Genomic DNA, 15,156 nt, shown 5'->3' with positions numbered 1-15,156 from the left:
TTTCGTAATGTAGCTCTGTTTTGGTTTGGTTTTTTTCATTAAACAGCTTAGCCAAAATAATCTACGATATTACGAGTAAGGGGCTAGTTTCGTTCATGATAACTTATCGTAAGGAGGAGAGCGAAGTTCACTAGACGCTGGGCGCTGTAGCTAGACTAGAAAAGCGCAAGCGCCCGTTCAGCGGCGTATGGACTCGAGCACTCCGTATGAGATAAAGGAAACACGTGGAGCAGCAGCGAGCCGATGTTGACTTATCGTAAGGAGGAGAGCGAAGTTCACTAGACGCTGGGCGCTGTAGCTAGACATAAAAAAAGCAGGCGTTAAGCCTGCTTTACCTTCTAGTGAAACTTAGATTTATCCTTGTTCTTTGCCTATTGCGTTAGAATGACTTACATTAATTTGAAAGCCACTGATATAATTTTTTTGGCCTTCCTACTTTTTGATGGCTATCTTTTTGAATGACATTCCCAACCTCAAGAAGATACATGATGTAACGATAAACAGTAGGATAAGCGAGTCCAACCTCCTTAGAGATTTCATCGACTGGAGCAGGTTCGCGCTTGCCGCGAAGGTATTGTGTTATATGAGAAAGAGTCGATTTGCTAATACCTTTCGTGATAAAAATCTCTTCTTGATCTTCTTGAGTATTCGTTAAGTTAGCTAGCTTTAGATGGAGTTGTATTCTTGAAATGATATCTGGGGCCTTTACAGGTTTTAATGCAAAATCAGTAGCACCAGCCTGAATAAATTGATCCGCAACTTCTTGTCTTTCATCAACGGTCAAAACAAGAATCGGAATATATTGGTTTCGTTTCCTAATTTCTTTTACCGTTTTCAAACCATCCATTACTGGCATATGATAATCTACTAATATTAAAGCAGGTTCATATTGCTCAAGTAAAGTAAGTGCTTTCTTACCATTTTCTGCAATAATGGGTGTCCATCCAGCATGTTTGCAAATTTCACTTAACATATACTGAAGTGATGGATTATCATCTGCGATTATTATCTTCACTTTCATCCCCTCACCTTCATATTCATACTAATCCATCTGTTACATTACGTTTGCTTTTATTTCTGGCAATTTAACTTCATTTACTTTGATACAAAAGGTAGTTCCTTCTCCAACTTTACTATCTACAAAAAGTTCTGCACCATGAGTTTCGATAACACTACGAACAAAAGTTAAACCAATTCCGGGATTTAACTTCGTACTATAACCAGCTTCCCAAATTTTTTCAATTTCTCTCTTGGACATACCTTTCCCATTATCTTCAACCGTAATAAACACTTCCCCCTCGTAACAATATGTGCGTAAAACTACTCGTCCGTTTTGCTTTCCTTTTACTGCGTCAACAGCATTATCAATTAAGTTGACAATCGCTCGTGTGAAACGGATTTTATTAATATTTACTTCGATCCGACCATCTGCCTCCATAATAAAATGATAGTCAACGACTTTGTCCATTAACCGATTAGCCTGTGCGTAATCCATTAATTTTTCTAGCGAACACCAATTTCTGCGATGCTCATGTAAGATTTCTGAAACCATGCCACTTGTTGATTCGATGGCTTGCGAGATATAATCTGAATACTCTTTTATTTTAGGATTATTCGTTTTCATTTGAATTAAAGAATTTAATCCTTCAATCGTTGTTAGTGGCGTTTTCAAATCGTGTACTAAATGTAAAGCTTCTCGTCCAGATCGAGATTGAAGAGCCTCCATCTGTGCACGAGTCAACTCCTGGCTAATTATCCACTTTTGTTCTGAAACAACTAAATAAACGGATAATACAATAGAATTTACAACAAAAATAATACAAAGTAGGAGACCATAAAAATTAAGAGCTTGATCAAAGGATAACTCCAATGCAGTATTTTTTAATTCCATCGATGTTGGTCCACGGCCAAAACCGTACTCTGTTAAAAACGGAACTGTATTCAGCCACTGAAATCCAAAGAGAAATTGAGCTAAAATAAACGATTTTGTTACTGGTCTAATTCTTCCTTTTCCCAGTATATGTAATAATACAAGCGCTACTAATAAAGCTATCGGGGAACCACCAAAGTAAACACCAAAAGGGCTAATTATATTAATTATTGAATATGCAGTAGGAACCATAATAATAGGAATAGCTATTTTTAACCAAGGGCGGTTTAAGCGAGTTCCAATTTCATTCCCTAACAAAAATGCACCAATAATATGCGGTAATGCCCTTATCGAATTTAAAAAAACGAGTGCAATCGTTGACAACATCAATGTATTACCTGAACGATGTTCCCGTAAGTCATGAAGAAGACTAGTTAAGCCAACCTCATCATGTCCAATCCATAAAGGAGTAGATATTCCAAAAACTATTAAAAAAATACTAAACCAACAGCTTTTTGATTTTACTATATCATTAATCATTTTCGTTACACCCTTCTTAGTGCAAACCTACACTAAAACATTTATTTCTAAAGAAATTTTTAAAAAATGTAATAATTATTTAGTTTTTTTTCTATTTTAATATAAATAGTAGTTTAAATGTATAGGTATTTTAAGACTTCTTGTTCAATTATCTAACATTCATATTATCTTAGCCTCTTTTCAGCGAATAGATTTACAGAATAAGACAAAATCTAATGATGGAGGTGAAGGTCATGAGTGACTGGAACAAGCAGTCAGCTAGGAATAACCACGATCAGCAACCACATAAAGAGAAAAAAAATAAAGCAATTGCTGATGATATGGTGGAGATGGATGTTTTAGAAGAAGTGATGCAAGATGCCAAAGCAATTGACAAGAAGTAAATCAGTTATATGTATGCAAGGAAAACCACTACTTTTAAAAAAAATAAGTAGTGGTTTTCCTTTTTAAGTGGATTTTTATCAAATTTTTAGCTTTGAACGCCCATATTTAAACTCTAAAGTTAAAGCACTAGATGGTTATCACCGCCTTATTGTTCTAATTTTAAATTTATCAGATCTACCTTTAGGTTTATCGGTCTAACTTTAAATATATCGGTCTAATTCCATTTTTATCGGTCTAACTTTAAATATATCAGTCTAACTCCATTTATATCGGTTCTAACTTTAAATATATCGGTCTAATTCCATTTTTATCGGTCAAACGACAAAATTTGACACAGACTAACAATCTTTACACATTAATCAAACCATTTGATTAATACCTCTATTCGCGTGTTCGCGTCAAATATGCGCAAACTACTGAGGAAAAAACAACAGTGTAGCTTCGAGCTCTTGAACTAGATTTTGGCCGGTTGCAATGAACTTTTGCGGAACCTGGGCATCCTTATCTTCCGGTTCGGCAAATTGATTCATAAACGGGTTATATTCCATGACATTGTCATCCTGTGATTCTTGGAAAGCGTGGCTGAGAAGAAATGGTTTACCTAACTCCACTTTTACACCTTTTTGATCAAGTTCCCCGTCGACCGCCTTAAATGGAACACGTAAATACAAATAATTCTCTACAGTTGCGTCGATCTTATAGTCAAAATACCCGTGATCATAATCCCAATTACCACCAATGACATAGCCAAGCGGCTTCAATTTTTCTTCTAGGTGTTGAAGCTTGAATTGCTTATTTTCAACGGCAGAATTTAGTTCGATCATCCGGCTTCATCCTTTCTTTCACTTCACGTTGTTGTCTTTAGCATTCCCTGTTTCTATTAAAAAATGCCTCGGAACTCCATTGAGTCCACAAGGCATTTTAAAGTAAATAGGCGTAGTAAACACCATTCGGGCTTTTGCTTAGTCTTTTAACCGCTTTTCTAATTCAGCTTTTTCTGCTTCAAATCCAGGTTTGCCAAGTAGTGCAAACATGTTTTTCTTATACGCCTCTACACCTGGTTGGTCAAATGGATTGACACCTAGGATGTAGCCGCTGATCGCGCAAGCTTTTTCGAAAAAGTACACCATGTATCCAAAGTGATATTCATTCATCTCAGGAATATTTAAAATTAAGTTCGGTACGCCTCCATCTGTATGTGCGAGCATCGTTCCTTGGAATGCTTTTTTATTAACAAAGTCGATTGTTTCACCAGCTAGGTAATTTAAGCCGTCAAGGTCATTCGCTGCTTCTTCAATCGTAAGCTCTTCACGTACTTTTTCTACATTAATAATTGTTTCAAATAAGTCACGACGTCCGTCTTGAACGTATTGACCCATGGAGTGTAAATCCGTTGAAAAGTTAACCGATGCTGGGAAAATTCCTTTTTGATCTTTTCCTTCACTTTCACCGTATAGCTGCTTCCACCACTCCGAAACATATTGAAGAGATGGCTCGTAGTTGACCATCAACTCGATCGTTTTTCCTTTATTGTAAAGTACATTACGAATGGCTGCATACTGATACGACTCGTTTTCAGCTAGGTTCGGGTTACTATACGCCTCACGCGCATCTTGCGCTCCTTTCATCATCGCTTCAATATCGATACCTGCTGCCGCTAACGGAAGAAGTCCAACCGCTGTAAGTACAGAGAAACGACCTCCGACATCATCAGGGATAACAAACGTTTCGTAGCCTTCTTCTGTTGCAACTGTTTTTAATGCGCCTTTAGCTTTATCAGTCGTTGCATAAATTCGTTTTGTCGCTTCTTCTTTTCCATATTTCTTTTCTAAGTAATCGCGGAAAATACGGAATGCAATCGCAGGTTCTGTCGTTGTCCCTGATTTCGAAATGACATTAATAGAAACATCTTTCCCTTCAATAACCGTTAATAGATCTTTTACATACGTAGAACTAATATTATTCCCAACAAAAAACACTTGTGGCGTTTCACGCTTGCCTTTATCTAATACGTTATAAAAAGAATGCTGAAGAGCTTCAAGTGCTGCTCGAGCACCTAAATAAGATCCTCCGATACCAATAACTAAAAGCACATCAGAATCTGATTTGATTTTAGCTGCTGATTGCTGAATACGGGAGAACTCTTCTTTATCATAATTCACAGGAAGATCAATCCAGCCAATATAGTCACTTCCTGCTCCAGTGCCGTTATGTAATTGATGATGCGCAGTTTCAACTGCACCACTTAAATAGTCGACTTCATGCTGATTAAAAAATGGTGCTGCCTTTGAATAGTCAAAGCTTATTGTTTTCATTTAAAAATCCTCCTAATCAATTCTCCACTCTTTTTAATAGCTTTTCCACTACATGAAATGAGCATGCTCACTTTTACAGTGCAGCAGTTAAAATTTTAACTGTGTCTTCTTTATTTAATTTCTTAAATTTACCATAATCGCCAAACACTGTAGCAATTTCAGCCATTTCCTCGATACGGCTATTATCAATATCGTAATCCGCCAATCGTGATGGTGCGCCGATTCTCTTCCAGAATTGAGACAAGCGTTCAATACCTTCAAGCGCAATCGCTTCGTCTGTTTTCTCTTCTGGATTAACACCAAATACCCGTGTTGCTAATTGCACGTGACGGTTAAGGTTTTCTGACATGGCATATTTAATCCAATGTGGGAATAAAATTGCAAGTCCACCGCCATGTGGAATATCATACACTGCCGAAACTGCATGCTCCAGATTATGAGTTCCCCAATCTCCATGGGCTCCCATTTGTGTAATTCCATTTAACGCCATCGTACCACAATAAAGAATCGTTTCACGATACTCATAATTTTCTAAGTCCTCAACTAATTTAGGACCTACTTCCAAAACTGTCGTTAAAATCGACTCACAAATACGGTCTTGTAACGGAGTGTTCGGTGCTTGATGGAAATAAGCTTCAAGCACATGGCTCATCATATCAACAATCCCATAAATCGTTTGATCCTTTGGCACAGAAAACGTATGAACTGGATCGAGAATTGAAAATTTCGGGAACGAGAACGGACTCCCCCAGCCCACCTTCTGATTAATTTCCCAATTGGTAATAACAGAACCTGCATTCATTTCAGAACCTGTAGCGGCTAATGTTAAAACAGTACCTAATGGAAGTGCACCTGTTGGGCGAGCTTTTTTTGTAATGACATCCCAAATGTCACCATCAAATTTAGCACCAACGGCAATCGCTTTCGTCGCATCAATCACACTTCCGCCACCTACCGCCAACACAAAGTCAATGTTTTCTTTGCGGCATAAATCAATTCCCTTTTGAACGGTAGTAAGTCTTGGATTCGGCTCAACACCAGGTAATTCAGCAATATATGCATTGATTTTTTCAAGCTCACTTAAGACATTTTCATAAATGCCGTTTCGCTTAATACTCCCACCGCCATAAACAAGGAGGACACGATTTCCGTATCTTTTCACTTCTTTGCTCAGCTGTTCTAACTGTCCTTTACCAAAAATTAGTTTCGTCGGATTAACAAACGTAAATGATTGCATGTAAACACAACGCCCCTTTCCCCATTATTATCGTAGAGTTCGTGTTGAGTTGCAACAATTCTAGCTGCATCTGTATCATTTGATAATAATTAGATATTTACCAACGAATTCCTCTAAAATAAATATTAATTTTTATTAAGAAAAGCGGAAGCGCCCGTTCAGCGGCGTACGGACTGGACTGAACCGCAGGAGATAAAGGAAACACGGTGAGAGTAATCGAGCCGATGTTGACCTTATCGCACGGAGGTGAGGGAAGTCTCGCTAGTCGGTGGGCGCTGTAGCTAGACAATAAGAAAAGCGGAAGGTGTCTGCTTATCGGCGACAAGCGCTGGAGGGCCAGCAATTAGTGTCCTGACTTTTGGACACGTTTGATGGACCGAAGCGACCTCGAGCCGATGACACCTGCAGCTAGACAAGAAAAGCGGAAGCGCCCGTTTACCGGCGTACGGACTGGACTGAACCGCAGGAGATAAAGGAAACACGGTGAGAGTAATCGAGCCGATGTTGACCTTATCGTACGGAGGTGAGGGAAGTACTCGCTAGTCGGTGGGCGCTGTAGCTAGACCTCCGCGAAATTTCTAGTTCCATAAAGGAAAATAGTATAATGCATATTTCTACGTAAATTACCTCATCCTAAAAAGAGAGCACAATCTTTATCAGTGCTAATTCAATTAACGGAGGTGGATGTTATGAGTGGCATTCAGCGTACAGCTTTAGTATTAGCAATCATTGGAGCCATTAACTGGGGCTTAATTGGTTTCTTCCGATTTGACCTAGTGGCTGCAATTTTTGGTGGTCAGGCAGCTGGTTTCTCCCGCTTTATTTATGCACTTGTTGGTTTGGCTGGACTTTATTGTATTTCCATTCTCTTTAAGCCTGATGAAGAGCTGGAAAGAAGTCCTCAGCCTGAGCGTTAATATGTGAAAATAACTACAATCAATTTATTTTAAGAAAAGCGAAAGCGCCCGTTTACCGACGTACGGACTGGCCTCGGCCGCAGGAGATAAAGGAAACACGATGAACAATAGTGAGGCGATGTTGACTTATCGTACGGAGGTGAGGGAAGTCTTGCTAGTCGGTGGGCGCTGAAGCTAGACATCCTCGAAATTTCTTTCTTATTCTTAAAAAAGAAGAGAGACCTGTTCCGATCAGGTCTCTCCTTTCATTCCTATTAACGTTTTGAACGTTTGTTTAAATCTGCTTGAATTTCGTTCGATTGTTTTAACCAATCTTTTAGCTTGTCTTCAAGTGTATTAAATCCTTGAGTTGTGTTTTGCTTTTCTTGCTTTCTCGCGCCTTGAGGACGAGCTGGACGTGCAGGACGCTCTTTTTTTTCTGGACGCTCTGGTGCTGGTTGAGTTGCACGAATAGATAAAGAAATCTTTTTCGTGTTCTCATCGATTGATAAAACCTTTACTTTCACCTCATCTCCAACTGATAAAACTTCATTAATATCCTTAACGAAACCGTGCGCTACTTCAGAAATGTGAACGAGTCCTTGTGTGTTTTCATCTAATGCTACAAAGGCACCAAATGCTTTCACACCAGTCACCTTTCCTTCTACGATGCTTCCTACTTCTAAATTGGCTACCATACTAATACAACTCCTAACTATTTTTTAACCTTCTTAGTCTAACATATCTTTTGCATTAAATCAAAAAAATTACTTTTTAGCTGAGCGTTTTTCTGGTTTTGTACTGATTGGCTTTGCACCATTTTTATATGGAGCTTCCTTTAGTCTACTGTCTGTTAATTTTCCGTACTGATATTGCTTTTCTTGAAGCGTAATTCCAAAGGCTTGTGCCCACTTCTTTAATTTGCTTATTTCATGGCGGGTAATTAATGAGATCACGATTCCTTCTTTTCCCATTCGTCCCGTTCTTCCTGCGCGGTGTAAATACCCTTCCTTTTCTTCTGTAAGTTGTAAGTTTATGACATGCGTTACGTTTTGAATATCGATTCCCCTTGCTGCGACATCGGTTGCAACTAAAATATGAAGATCACCATTGCTAAACTTTTGCATAACATCAGCTCTTTGAAATTTATCTTGTTCACTTGAAAGCGCTCCAGCTTTAACACCGTGATACGTTAATTTTTCAACGGTTTCCTTCACTCGCTCTAAGCTATTGACAAACACCATTCCTCGAGTTATGTGTAAATTACGAATTATTCCTCTTAAATGGTCAATTTGCTGTCTTCGGTCACCAACAATGAACAGATGGTCAATCTTATGTTTTACTATTCCCTCATTTACAGAAAGGAAAACTGGATCTTTTACCTTTTCTGATAAGCGTTTGATAAGTTCGGGTGTAGCTGTTGCTGAAGCATAAATAAACTGGCAATTTCCGGGCATTTTCCGTTCCAGTTGAACGTAATCTTCATTGCTTTTTTTATCTAAAATTTGCCGATCAGCTTCATCAAATACGATCGCTTCAACTTGGTGGAGCTTTAATTTCGATTCTGCTAATTCTAAAATTCGCCTCGGAGTTCCGACCACAAGCTGTGGCTTTACTTTTTTTAATTTTTCTAGCTGACGTTTAATGTTTCCGCTGCCGATAAATGCTTCTACTTCAAAAGCTGTATCTTTTGTTAAATCCTTAACCTCTTGAAAAATTTGCATCGCTAACTCTTGTGTCGGTGCAATAATTAGCACTTGTAGCTCTTGTTTGGTTTCATCAAGCCTTTCTAGCAATGGAAGGACAAAGGCTAGTGTTTTTCCACTTCCTGTTTGCGAATGAAGCACGACATTTTTCCCTGCTAAAATGTCTGGAATGCCTTGTTCCTGAATTTTGGTTGGTGCATCTATTCCTTTATTCGTTAATACATTGACATAGGTTTCAGATATACCTAAGTTTGAGAATTGGTTACTCATTATTATCCCTCTATTCTATAATTGCAAGCTTCTTGTATTGTTCATATTGTTTGACAGACATTTGATGTAATACATTTAAAAATGCTTCTTGATATGTACCAATTCCTTTTTGACTCGCATTTTCATAAGCTATTTCTCCAGCAATTCCGTAAAAAGCCAATCCTTCAGTAAGAGCTTGAACTGGTTGCTCATTATTCGAAGCTAAAAATGCACCTAACACTGCACCTAGTAAACAGCCTGTCCCTACAACTTTTGTCATCCATGGATGGCCGTTTGAAATTTCATATGTTTGTTTGCCATCTGTTACGACATCTGTTTCACCGGTTATGACAGCGATTGTATTGAATGCTTGACTCGCTTTTTTAGCTAACGTATCTTTGGGTAGTGTCGTTGAACCATCTACCCCTTTTATCATACCACTTTCACCTAGGAGCGCTGCAATTTCTCCACCATTCCCTCGTAGAACATTGACGATTACTTCATTTAAAATTCGTTTTGTTGTCTCGGTTCGGTATGTCGTTGCGCCAGCTCCAACAGGGTCGAGGATAACAGGAACACCTGCTTCATTAGCAGCTTTTCCTGCTAGGATCATTGCTTCCACTTGTTCTTGATTTAACGTCCCAATATTTAAAAGCAGGGCACCTGCGATACTCGCAAGGTCGGCTACTTCTTCTTTTGCATACGCCATCACCGGAGATGCACCTAACGCGAGTAGACCGTTTGCGGTAAAATTGGTAACAACTACATTCGTCATACAATGGATAAGCGGTTGCTCTATTTTTATTTTTTCAAATACATACATGATTAACACCTCAAATTATTTTTAGTAAGCTTGTATAAACTTTATCAAGTAAGGGAATAACTGATTACTACCATATAGTATTCCCCCTTTTAAGACAAGGCGTAACTGCCTTGTCTTTTTTTTGTGAGCTGCATTATTCCATTTTGTCGATATATTTGGAGTTAGAAGTGATATATCTGGAATTAGACCCGATATATTTGGAATTAAACCCGATATATCGAATTCAAACCTATACCGCCAGAAAATCCGAGTACTTTTAACTCACATAAAAAGTTACAAAACTCTAAACAGAGTCAATATTTGAATAAATAGCGCAAAAAAGGCTGTCCCCCAAAGCTTCTGGTTCACTCTAGCCTTAGTGTAGATAACCAATACTTTACTTTTGGGACAGCTTTTTTAATTGAAATGATGTTTAACTTGTTTTAACTATGTTTTTCTAAAAAATTTCCAATCCGCCGAATGGATTCTTCTAGATTTTCCATCGATGTAGCATATGAACAACGTATATGTCCTTCTCCGCCTTCACCAAAAACGTTACCAGGTACAACTGCGACTCTTTCTTCAAGAAGGAGTTTTTCAGCGAATTCCTCTGAGTTATACCCTGTATTTTTTATAGACGGAAACGCATAAAATGCTCCACCTGGTGTATGGCAAGGTAAACCAATTTCTGCAAATGACTTGACGACGAAATTACGGCGTTGATTGTAGCTTTGCACCATTTTCTTCACATCGACTAAGCCATTTTGTAACGCTTCAAGCGCACCGTATTGAGCAGGTGTCGATGCACACATCATCGTGTACTGATGAATTTTTAACATTGCTGCCGTGATGTCTTCAGGTGCAAGTGTAAACCCTAAGCGCCAGCCTGTCATTGCAAAGGCTTTAGAAAATCCAGAGATGACAACAGTACGATCACGCATATCTGGTAAGCGTGCAATCGAATAATGATTCGTATCATAGGAAAGCTCTGCATAAATTTCGTCAGATAACACAAGTAGGTCGTGCTTTTTAATGACATGCGAAATAAGCTCGAGCTCTTCTTTTGTCATGACGGCTCCTGTTGGGTTATTCGGGAAGCAGAGCATGACCATCTTTGTTTTCGGTGTAATCGCTGCTTCTAATTGTGTCGGAGTTACTTTAAAAGAATCTTCTTTTTTCGTTCCTACAGACACCGGTATTCCGCCAGCGAGTGATACAATTGGTGCATACGACACAAACGTTGGCTCGACGATAATGACTTCTTCACCAGGGTCAACAAGTGCACGAATCGCAATATCAATCGCTTCACTTGCCCCAACGGTTACGAGCACTTCACTTGTCGGACTATAATGCAGTGCAAATTGTTGGCTCATATATTTCGCTATTTCCTCTCTTAATTCTAAGAGACCTGCATTTGCTGTATAAGCAGTAAATCCTCTTTCCATCGAAGAAAAAGCAGCTTCTCGCACATTCCAAGGCGTGACAAAATCAGGCTCTCCGACACCAAGAGAAATAATATTATCCATCGTCGACGCTAAGTCAAAAAAGCGCCGAATTCCTGAAGGTTGAATGGATTGAACAGCTTTGGATAAACGACGGTTCACTCTCGTAGTATTTGTCATTATGGAGTCACCACGATTCTTCGATCTTCTTCACCGTCTTCAAACACAACACCATCATGCTTATATTTTTTTAGCTGGAAATGTGTTGTAGTTGAAATAACAGAATCAAGTGTTGATAATTTATCAGATACGAAACGGGCAATTTGTGACATACTTTTCCCTTCAATGACGACCGATAAATCATATGCTCCGGACATTAAGTATAAAGCCTTCACTTCTGGAAAACGATAAATTCTCTTTGCAACATCATCAAAACCGACCCCTCGTTGCGGAGTTACTTTTACATCAATCATTGCCGTCACATTTTCTTGATCATGGACTTTGCTCCAGTCAATAACTGCAGAGTAACTTAAGATGACTTTTTCTTTTTCTAGCTTTTGTAAAATCGCTTTCGTTTGTTCCTCGTTTAATTCAGTCATTTTCGCTAATGTTTTTAAGCTGATGCGGCCATTTTCTTCAATGATTTGAAGAACTTCAATTTCTTTACTGTTCACTCTAATGCTCCCCTTCCTATCTCCCTTATGTTTGTATTTTTTATTTCGTTAATAATATCATATTCACGCGTGAATATGGCCTTACTTTTTTTAAAAATTCTGAGTGAAATCTTTGATTTTATATCTGAAAAAATATAGTATGTACCCTTACTTTATTAGTATGACCGTAGACTAGAACAGGAAGTCTTAAAACTACATAAAAAAGCAGTGGATATTTGATCAGCTCCACTGCTTGGTAATATAACGATTGGCAAGCTGAAAAAAAGACCATTCAACCGCAATCACTTCCTCATACTTTTCGTCAACTATTAAAATACTTCTTTTAAAAAGTCCTTTTCATGAGACAACCAATGCTTCATCAGTTTTTTAGCTCCTTCGAGGTCATGGAGCTTCGCTTGACCACATTGTTTTTCATTAGCGGCCGGTACTTCCTTTAGTTCGATTGAATAATTCATTGTTTTTTCAAGAACATCAATCATATCTTCAATGGTTGGTTCACCACTTACGATTAAATAAAAACCGGTTTGACAGCCCATAGGTGAAAGGTCAATGATATCAAAATGATCTTGATCTTCAGCAAAGCGGCGAATATTTAAAGCCAATAAGTGCTCTAAAGTATGGATCGCTTCGGGTCTCATTGCTTGCTTATTCGGCTGACAAAAACGCACATCAAATTTATTCACGACTCCATCCGTTCCAATTTTATGTGTTCCACAGTGACGAACAAAGGGAGCTTTTACAATCGTATGATCTAGTTCAAAGCTTTCTACTGTTGGCATAGATGATCACTCCTAATAATAAATATCATTTTCCAACAAGTATACGTGATGTCCTAACCATCTGTCTAATATATTCTGAAAATTCCTTTGAATTTTATTTTCGTTGAATATATTGAAGATAGAAATATGGATTTACTTTTCCTCGCTATTAGCTTTATTCGGTTGATAACCGTTTAATTCAACCCGCTTGATCCCATGCTCTAATGTAAATGCATATAAATCTTCTGCATACGTATTTGGTGAAAACTTAGATAGCTTCCAGCGCATGCCCTTTTTTGGTTTAATTAACACAATCGGAACGTTTCGTAATTTAACGAAATACATTTCTTTAATTTCAGTTACCGCTGTTTCTTTTTTTATAAGTGGTAATCCAAATAATCGAATTTGATAAGACAAGGTATTCCCATTTATATGAAATTCATAGGAAAGAAACATCGCACATACAAAAATAACTAAGGCTATATACGGCAAAAATATAATTCGCTCGCTAAACATATATAAATTAAAAATTGTTAAAACAATCAAAACAGCCCAGATCGTTTTCCCTTCTTTACTTTGATATTTTTTTCCCAACAACATTCCCCTCCAACAATCAATTTCCATTAATATAGTACCATTTTTAAATAAACCTAGCACTTTTTCCTTTCATAATTTCGGTATTTCCTTTATAATATTTAGTGTAACGAAATATTTCTATCAAGAAGGTGTCCTACGTGACGATCGAAAAAAAGAATATTGTCATTATGTGGTTTGCAAACTTTCTAGTTGCAGCTAGTGCTACGATGGTCCTGCCGTTTTTGTCATTATACATTAAAACGTTAGGAGATTACTCAGACGCTTACGTTCAGCAATGGGCAGGTTACGTCTTCGGTGTAACATTTCTCGTTGCCTTTTTTGTTTCTCCTTTATGGGGAAGGTTTGGCGACAAATATGGTCGGAAAAAGATTTTAGTGATTACGGCAGCAGGAATAGGTTCTAGTGTCCTATTAATGGGATTCGCTTCGTCTGTAATGGAGTTATTCATTCTGCGAGCTTTTATGGGGCTTGTTACAGGTTTTATCCCTACTTCTGCTGCTTTAATTTCTGCACAATGTAAAAAAGAGGTGGCTGGTAGAACACTCGGCACACTTCAAACAGGAACGGTTAGCGGTGCCTTATGTGGGCCTTTACTTGGAGGTCTACTAGCGGATACCGTCGGGTTTCAATATACATTTACGATTACTGGAACGGTTATTATATTTGCTTCTATTCTTGTCGCATTTGGAATAAAAGAAATTGTGTTTAAGGAAGCAAATGAAGAAAAAACAGTGTATACGCGCAAAGAAGTGTTCTTGCATATTTTTAAAAGCCCAATTCTAATATCAGTTATGATGATTTCTCTTATTTTTCAAGTGGCCAACTTTAGTATTCAACCACTATTAGCTCTTTACGTAAACGAGTTAACAACTACTGAAAACCTAGCCTTCCTCGCTGGTTTTGCCTTTTCTGTTACAGGTTTAGGAAACCTGGTAGCAACAAGAAAATGGGGGGCGTTAGGTGACCGAATTGGACACGGAAAAGTATTAGTGATCTTACTGCTTTTATCGTCCTTGTTTTTTATTCCGCAGGCTCTTGTTACAGAGCTGTGGCAATTAATTATCTTACGTTTTTTATTCGGACTTCAAATTGGCGGTCTACTTCCTTGTATGACAGCTTATATAAGGCAGCTTGCTCCACTTTCTGTTCAAGGAGAAGTGCTAGGCTACAATATTAGTTTCCGATTTTTAGGCAATGTAATTGGACCTGTCATGGGCGGTATAGTTGCAGCAAAATTCGGTATTGACATGGTCTTTTATATTTCTGGCTTCCTTCTAACCATGAGCGGTCTCTTTTTATGGTTAGCCGTAGTTCGTGAAGGAAAGAAAACTGAAAGTGAAAAGGCACATTTGTCAGCATAAGGATAAGGAATGTGGAGACAATTTTATACAGGAGTATTTTTATTATTATTAATAGATACTAAAATCGCTTGGGCTAATTTTTAAATTATACCCAGGCGATTTTTTTTTAAAAGTTATGATTATGAAAATACTAGGATGATGCTATCATGACAAATACATCCTTTTTCTGGAAAACAATAGACTTGTTTGCCCAGTTATTACACCTCTCCGAAGTAATGTTTAAGCAGCAATTTTTTAGGGGATTTATAGTAATGCAGGGATTACAGCTTTGGTCGTTGAATTTCCTCATAGAGCAACTCGTTATACGGTTATTAGCATACTTTTT

The 15,156-nt window shown here is 38.0% G+C and carries 15 protein-coding genes; 3 read left to right on the top strand and 12 right to left on the bottom strand.

Going from position 1 to position 15,156, the window contains the following annotated elements; all coding sequences use genetic code 11:
* Window positions 1-394: 394 nt before the first annotated feature.
* Window positions 395-1,021 (bottom strand): response regulator, encoded by a 627-nt coding sequence (locus tag J0N78_RS23870; protein ID WP_247747516.1) that lies wholly within the window; start codon window positions 1,019-1,021, stop codon window positions 395-397.
* 33 nt (window positions 1,022-1,054) lie between these two features.
* Window positions 1,055-2,410 carry a sensor histidine kinase gene (locus J0N78_RS23865; RefSeq protein ID WP_209125589.1) on the bottom strand — a complete coding sequence of 452 codons (1,356 nt, stop codon included), beginning with the start codon at window positions 2,408-2,410 and terminating at the stop codon, window positions 1,055-1,057.
* A 233-nt stretch (window positions 2,411-2,643) separates the two neighbouring features.
* On the opposite strand from J0N78_RS23865, the gene J0N78_RS23860 reads away from it, so the two are divergent.
* The gene (locus J0N78_RS23860) at window positions 2,644-2,793 is read left to right on the top strand and encodes a hypothetical protein (RefSeq protein WP_209125588.1); all 150 of its coding nucleotides are present in this window, start codon (window positions 2,644-2,646) and stop codon (window positions 2,791-2,793) included.
* Between the two features lie 414 nt (window positions 2,794-3,207).
* On the opposite strand, the gene J0N78_RS23855 is transcribed toward J0N78_RS23860, so the two are convergent.
* From J0N78_RS23855 to J0N78_RS23845, 3 genes are all read right to left on the bottom strand, one after another.
* A complete protein-coding gene (locus tag J0N78_RS23855; RefSeq protein ID WP_209125587.1) occupies window positions 3,208-3,618 on the bottom strand; it encodes a YugN-like family protein in 411 nt (136 codons plus the stop codon).
* Between the two features lie 138 nt (window positions 3,619-3,756).
* Window positions 3,757-5,109 carry a glucose-6-phosphate isomerase gene (locus tag J0N78_RS23850; protein WP_209125586.1) on the bottom strand — a complete coding sequence of 451 codons (1,353 nt, stop codon included), beginning with the start codon at window positions 5,107-5,109 and terminating at the stop codon, window positions 3,757-3,759.
* Window positions 5,110-5,182: 73 nt separating this feature from the next.
* The gene (locus J0N78_RS23845; protein WP_209125585.1) at window positions 5,183-6,346 is read right to left on the bottom strand and encodes an iron-containing alcohol dehydrogenase; all 1,164 of its coding nucleotides are present in this window, start codon (window positions 6,344-6,346) and stop codon (window positions 5,183-5,185) included.
* 689 nt (window positions 6,347-7,035) lie between these two features.
* Between J0N78_RS23845 and J0N78_RS23840 the strand changes: the two genes are divergently transcribed.
* Window positions 7,036-7,263, top strand: a complete 228-nt coding sequence (locus tag J0N78_RS23840; RefSeq protein WP_075387890.1) for a DUF378 domain-containing protein — start codon at window positions 7,036-7,038, stop codon at window positions 7,261-7,263.
* A gap of 254 nt (window positions 7,264-7,517) precedes the next feature.
* Here J0N78_RS23840 and yugI read toward each other — a convergent pair whose 3' ends face one another.
* From yugI to J0N78_RS23805, 7 genes are all read right to left on the bottom strand, one after another.
* Window positions 7,518-7,940: a S1 domain-containing post-transcriptional regulator GSP13 gene (gene yugI / locus J0N78_RS23835; RefSeq protein ID WP_209125584.1), complete on the bottom strand. Its 423-nt coding sequence runs from the start codon at window positions 7,938-7,940 to the stop codon at window positions 7,518-7,520.
* 69 nt (window positions 7,941-8,009) lie between these two features.
* Window positions 8,010-9,218 carry a DEAD/DEAH box helicase gene (locus J0N78_RS23830; protein ID WP_209125583.1) on the bottom strand — a complete coding sequence of 403 codons (1,209 nt, stop codon included), beginning with the start codon at window positions 9,216-9,218 and terminating at the stop codon, window positions 8,010-8,012.
* A gap of 10 nt (window positions 9,219-9,228) precedes the next feature.
* Window positions 9,229-10,020: a hydroxyethylthiazole kinase gene (gene thiM, locus J0N78_RS23825; RefSeq protein WP_209125582.1), complete on the bottom strand. Its 792-nt coding sequence runs from the start codon at window positions 10,018-10,020 to the stop codon at window positions 9,229-9,231.
* A 422-nt stretch (window positions 10,021-10,442) separates the two neighbouring features.
* Complete coding sequence (locus J0N78_RS23820) at window positions 10,443-11,621, bottom strand: aminotransferase (RefSeq protein ID WP_209125581.1); 1,179 nt, start codon at window positions 11,619-11,621, stop codon at window positions 10,443-10,445.
* Window positions 11,621-12,121 (bottom strand): Lrp/AsnC family transcriptional regulator, encoded by a 501-nt coding sequence (locus J0N78_RS23815; protein ID WP_209125596.1) that lies wholly within the window; start codon window positions 12,119-12,121, stop codon window positions 11,621-11,623. The genes J0N78_RS23820 and J0N78_RS23815 overlap by 1 nt, the downstream gene beginning before the upstream one ends.
* Before the next feature lie 302 nt (window positions 12,122-12,423).
* On the bottom strand, window positions 12,424-12,894 hold the full coding sequence (locus J0N78_RS23810; protein ID WP_209125580.1) for an S-ribosylhomocysteine lyase: 471 nt from the start codon (window positions 12,892-12,894) through the stop codon (window positions 12,424-12,426).
* A 132-nt stretch (window positions 12,895-13,026) separates the two neighbouring features.
* Window positions 13,027-13,467 (bottom strand): hypothetical protein, encoded by a 441-nt coding sequence (locus J0N78_RS23805; protein WP_209125579.1) that lies wholly within the window; start codon window positions 13,465-13,467, stop codon window positions 13,027-13,029.
* A gap of 170 nt (window positions 13,468-13,637) precedes the next feature.
* Between J0N78_RS23805 and J0N78_RS23800 the strand changes: the two genes are divergently transcribed.
* Window positions 13,638-14,831: an MFS transporter gene (locus J0N78_RS23800; RefSeq protein ID WP_209125595.1), complete on the top strand. Its 1,194-nt coding sequence runs from the start codon at window positions 13,638-13,640 to the stop codon at window positions 14,829-14,831.
* Window positions 14,832-15,156 lie beyond the last annotated feature (325 nt).

This window comes from Alkalihalobacillus sp. BA299, assembly GCF_017745675.1.
Lineage (GTDB): Bacteria > Bacillota > Bacilli > Bacillales > Bacillaceae_F > Alkalihalobacterium.
Note: the sequence above shows the minus strand (reverse complement) of the source record. Positions and strands in the feature narration are given on the sequence as shown.

Excerpts from the sequence above, each read along its gene's own strand:
- J0N78_RS23800 (WP_209125595.1), top strand. The coding sequence starts at position 13,638 with ATGTGGTTTGCAAACTTTCTAGTTGCAGCTAGTGCTACGATGGTCCTG.
- J0N78_RS23870 (WP_247747516.1), bottom strand. The coding sequence starts at position 1,021 with ATGAAAGTGAAGATAATAATCGCAGATGATAATCCATCACTTCAGTAT.
- J0N78_RS23855 (WP_209125587.1), bottom strand. The coding sequence starts at position 3,618 with ATGATCGAACTAAATTCTGCCGTTGAAAATAAGCAATTCAAGCTTCAA.
- J0N78_RS23830 (WP_209125583.1), bottom strand. The coding sequence starts at position 9,218 with ATGAGTAACCAATTCTCAAACTTAGGTATATCTGAAACCTATGTCAAT.
- J0N78_RS23860 (WP_209125588.1), top strand. The coding sequence starts at position 2,644 with ATGAGTGACTGGAACAAGCAGTCAGCTAGGAATAACCACGATCAGCAA.
- J0N78_RS23845 (WP_209125585.1), bottom strand. The coding sequence starts at position 6,346 with ATGCAATCATTTACGTTTGTTAATCCGACGAAACTAATTTTTGGTAAA.
- J0N78_RS23810 (WP_209125580.1), bottom strand. The coding sequence starts at position 12,894 with ATGCCAACAGTAGAAAGCTTTGAACTAGATCATACGATTGTAAAAGCT.
- J0N78_RS23820 (WP_209125581.1), bottom strand. The coding sequence starts at position 11,621 with ATGACAAATACTACGAGAGTGAACCGTCGTTTATCCAAAGCTGTTCAA.
- J0N78_RS23865 (WP_209125589.1), bottom strand. The coding sequence starts at position 2,410 with ATGATTAATGATATAGTAAAATCAAAAAGCTGTTGGTTTAGTATTTTT.
- thiM (WP_209125582.1), bottom strand. The coding sequence starts at position 10,020 with ATGTATGTATTTGAAAAAATAAAAATAGAGCAACCGCTTATCCATTGT.
- J0N78_RS23850 (WP_209125586.1), bottom strand. The coding sequence starts at position 5,109 with ATGAAAACAATAAGCTTTGACTATTCAAAGGCAGCACCATTTTTTAAT.
- J0N78_RS23840 (WP_075387890.1), top strand. The coding sequence starts at position 7,036 with ATGAGTGGCATTCAGCGTACAGCTTTAGTATTAGCAATCATTGGAGCC.
- yugI (WP_209125584.1), bottom strand. The coding sequence starts at position 7,940 with ATGGTAGCCAATTTAGAAGTAGGAAGCATCGTAGAAGGAAAGGTGACT.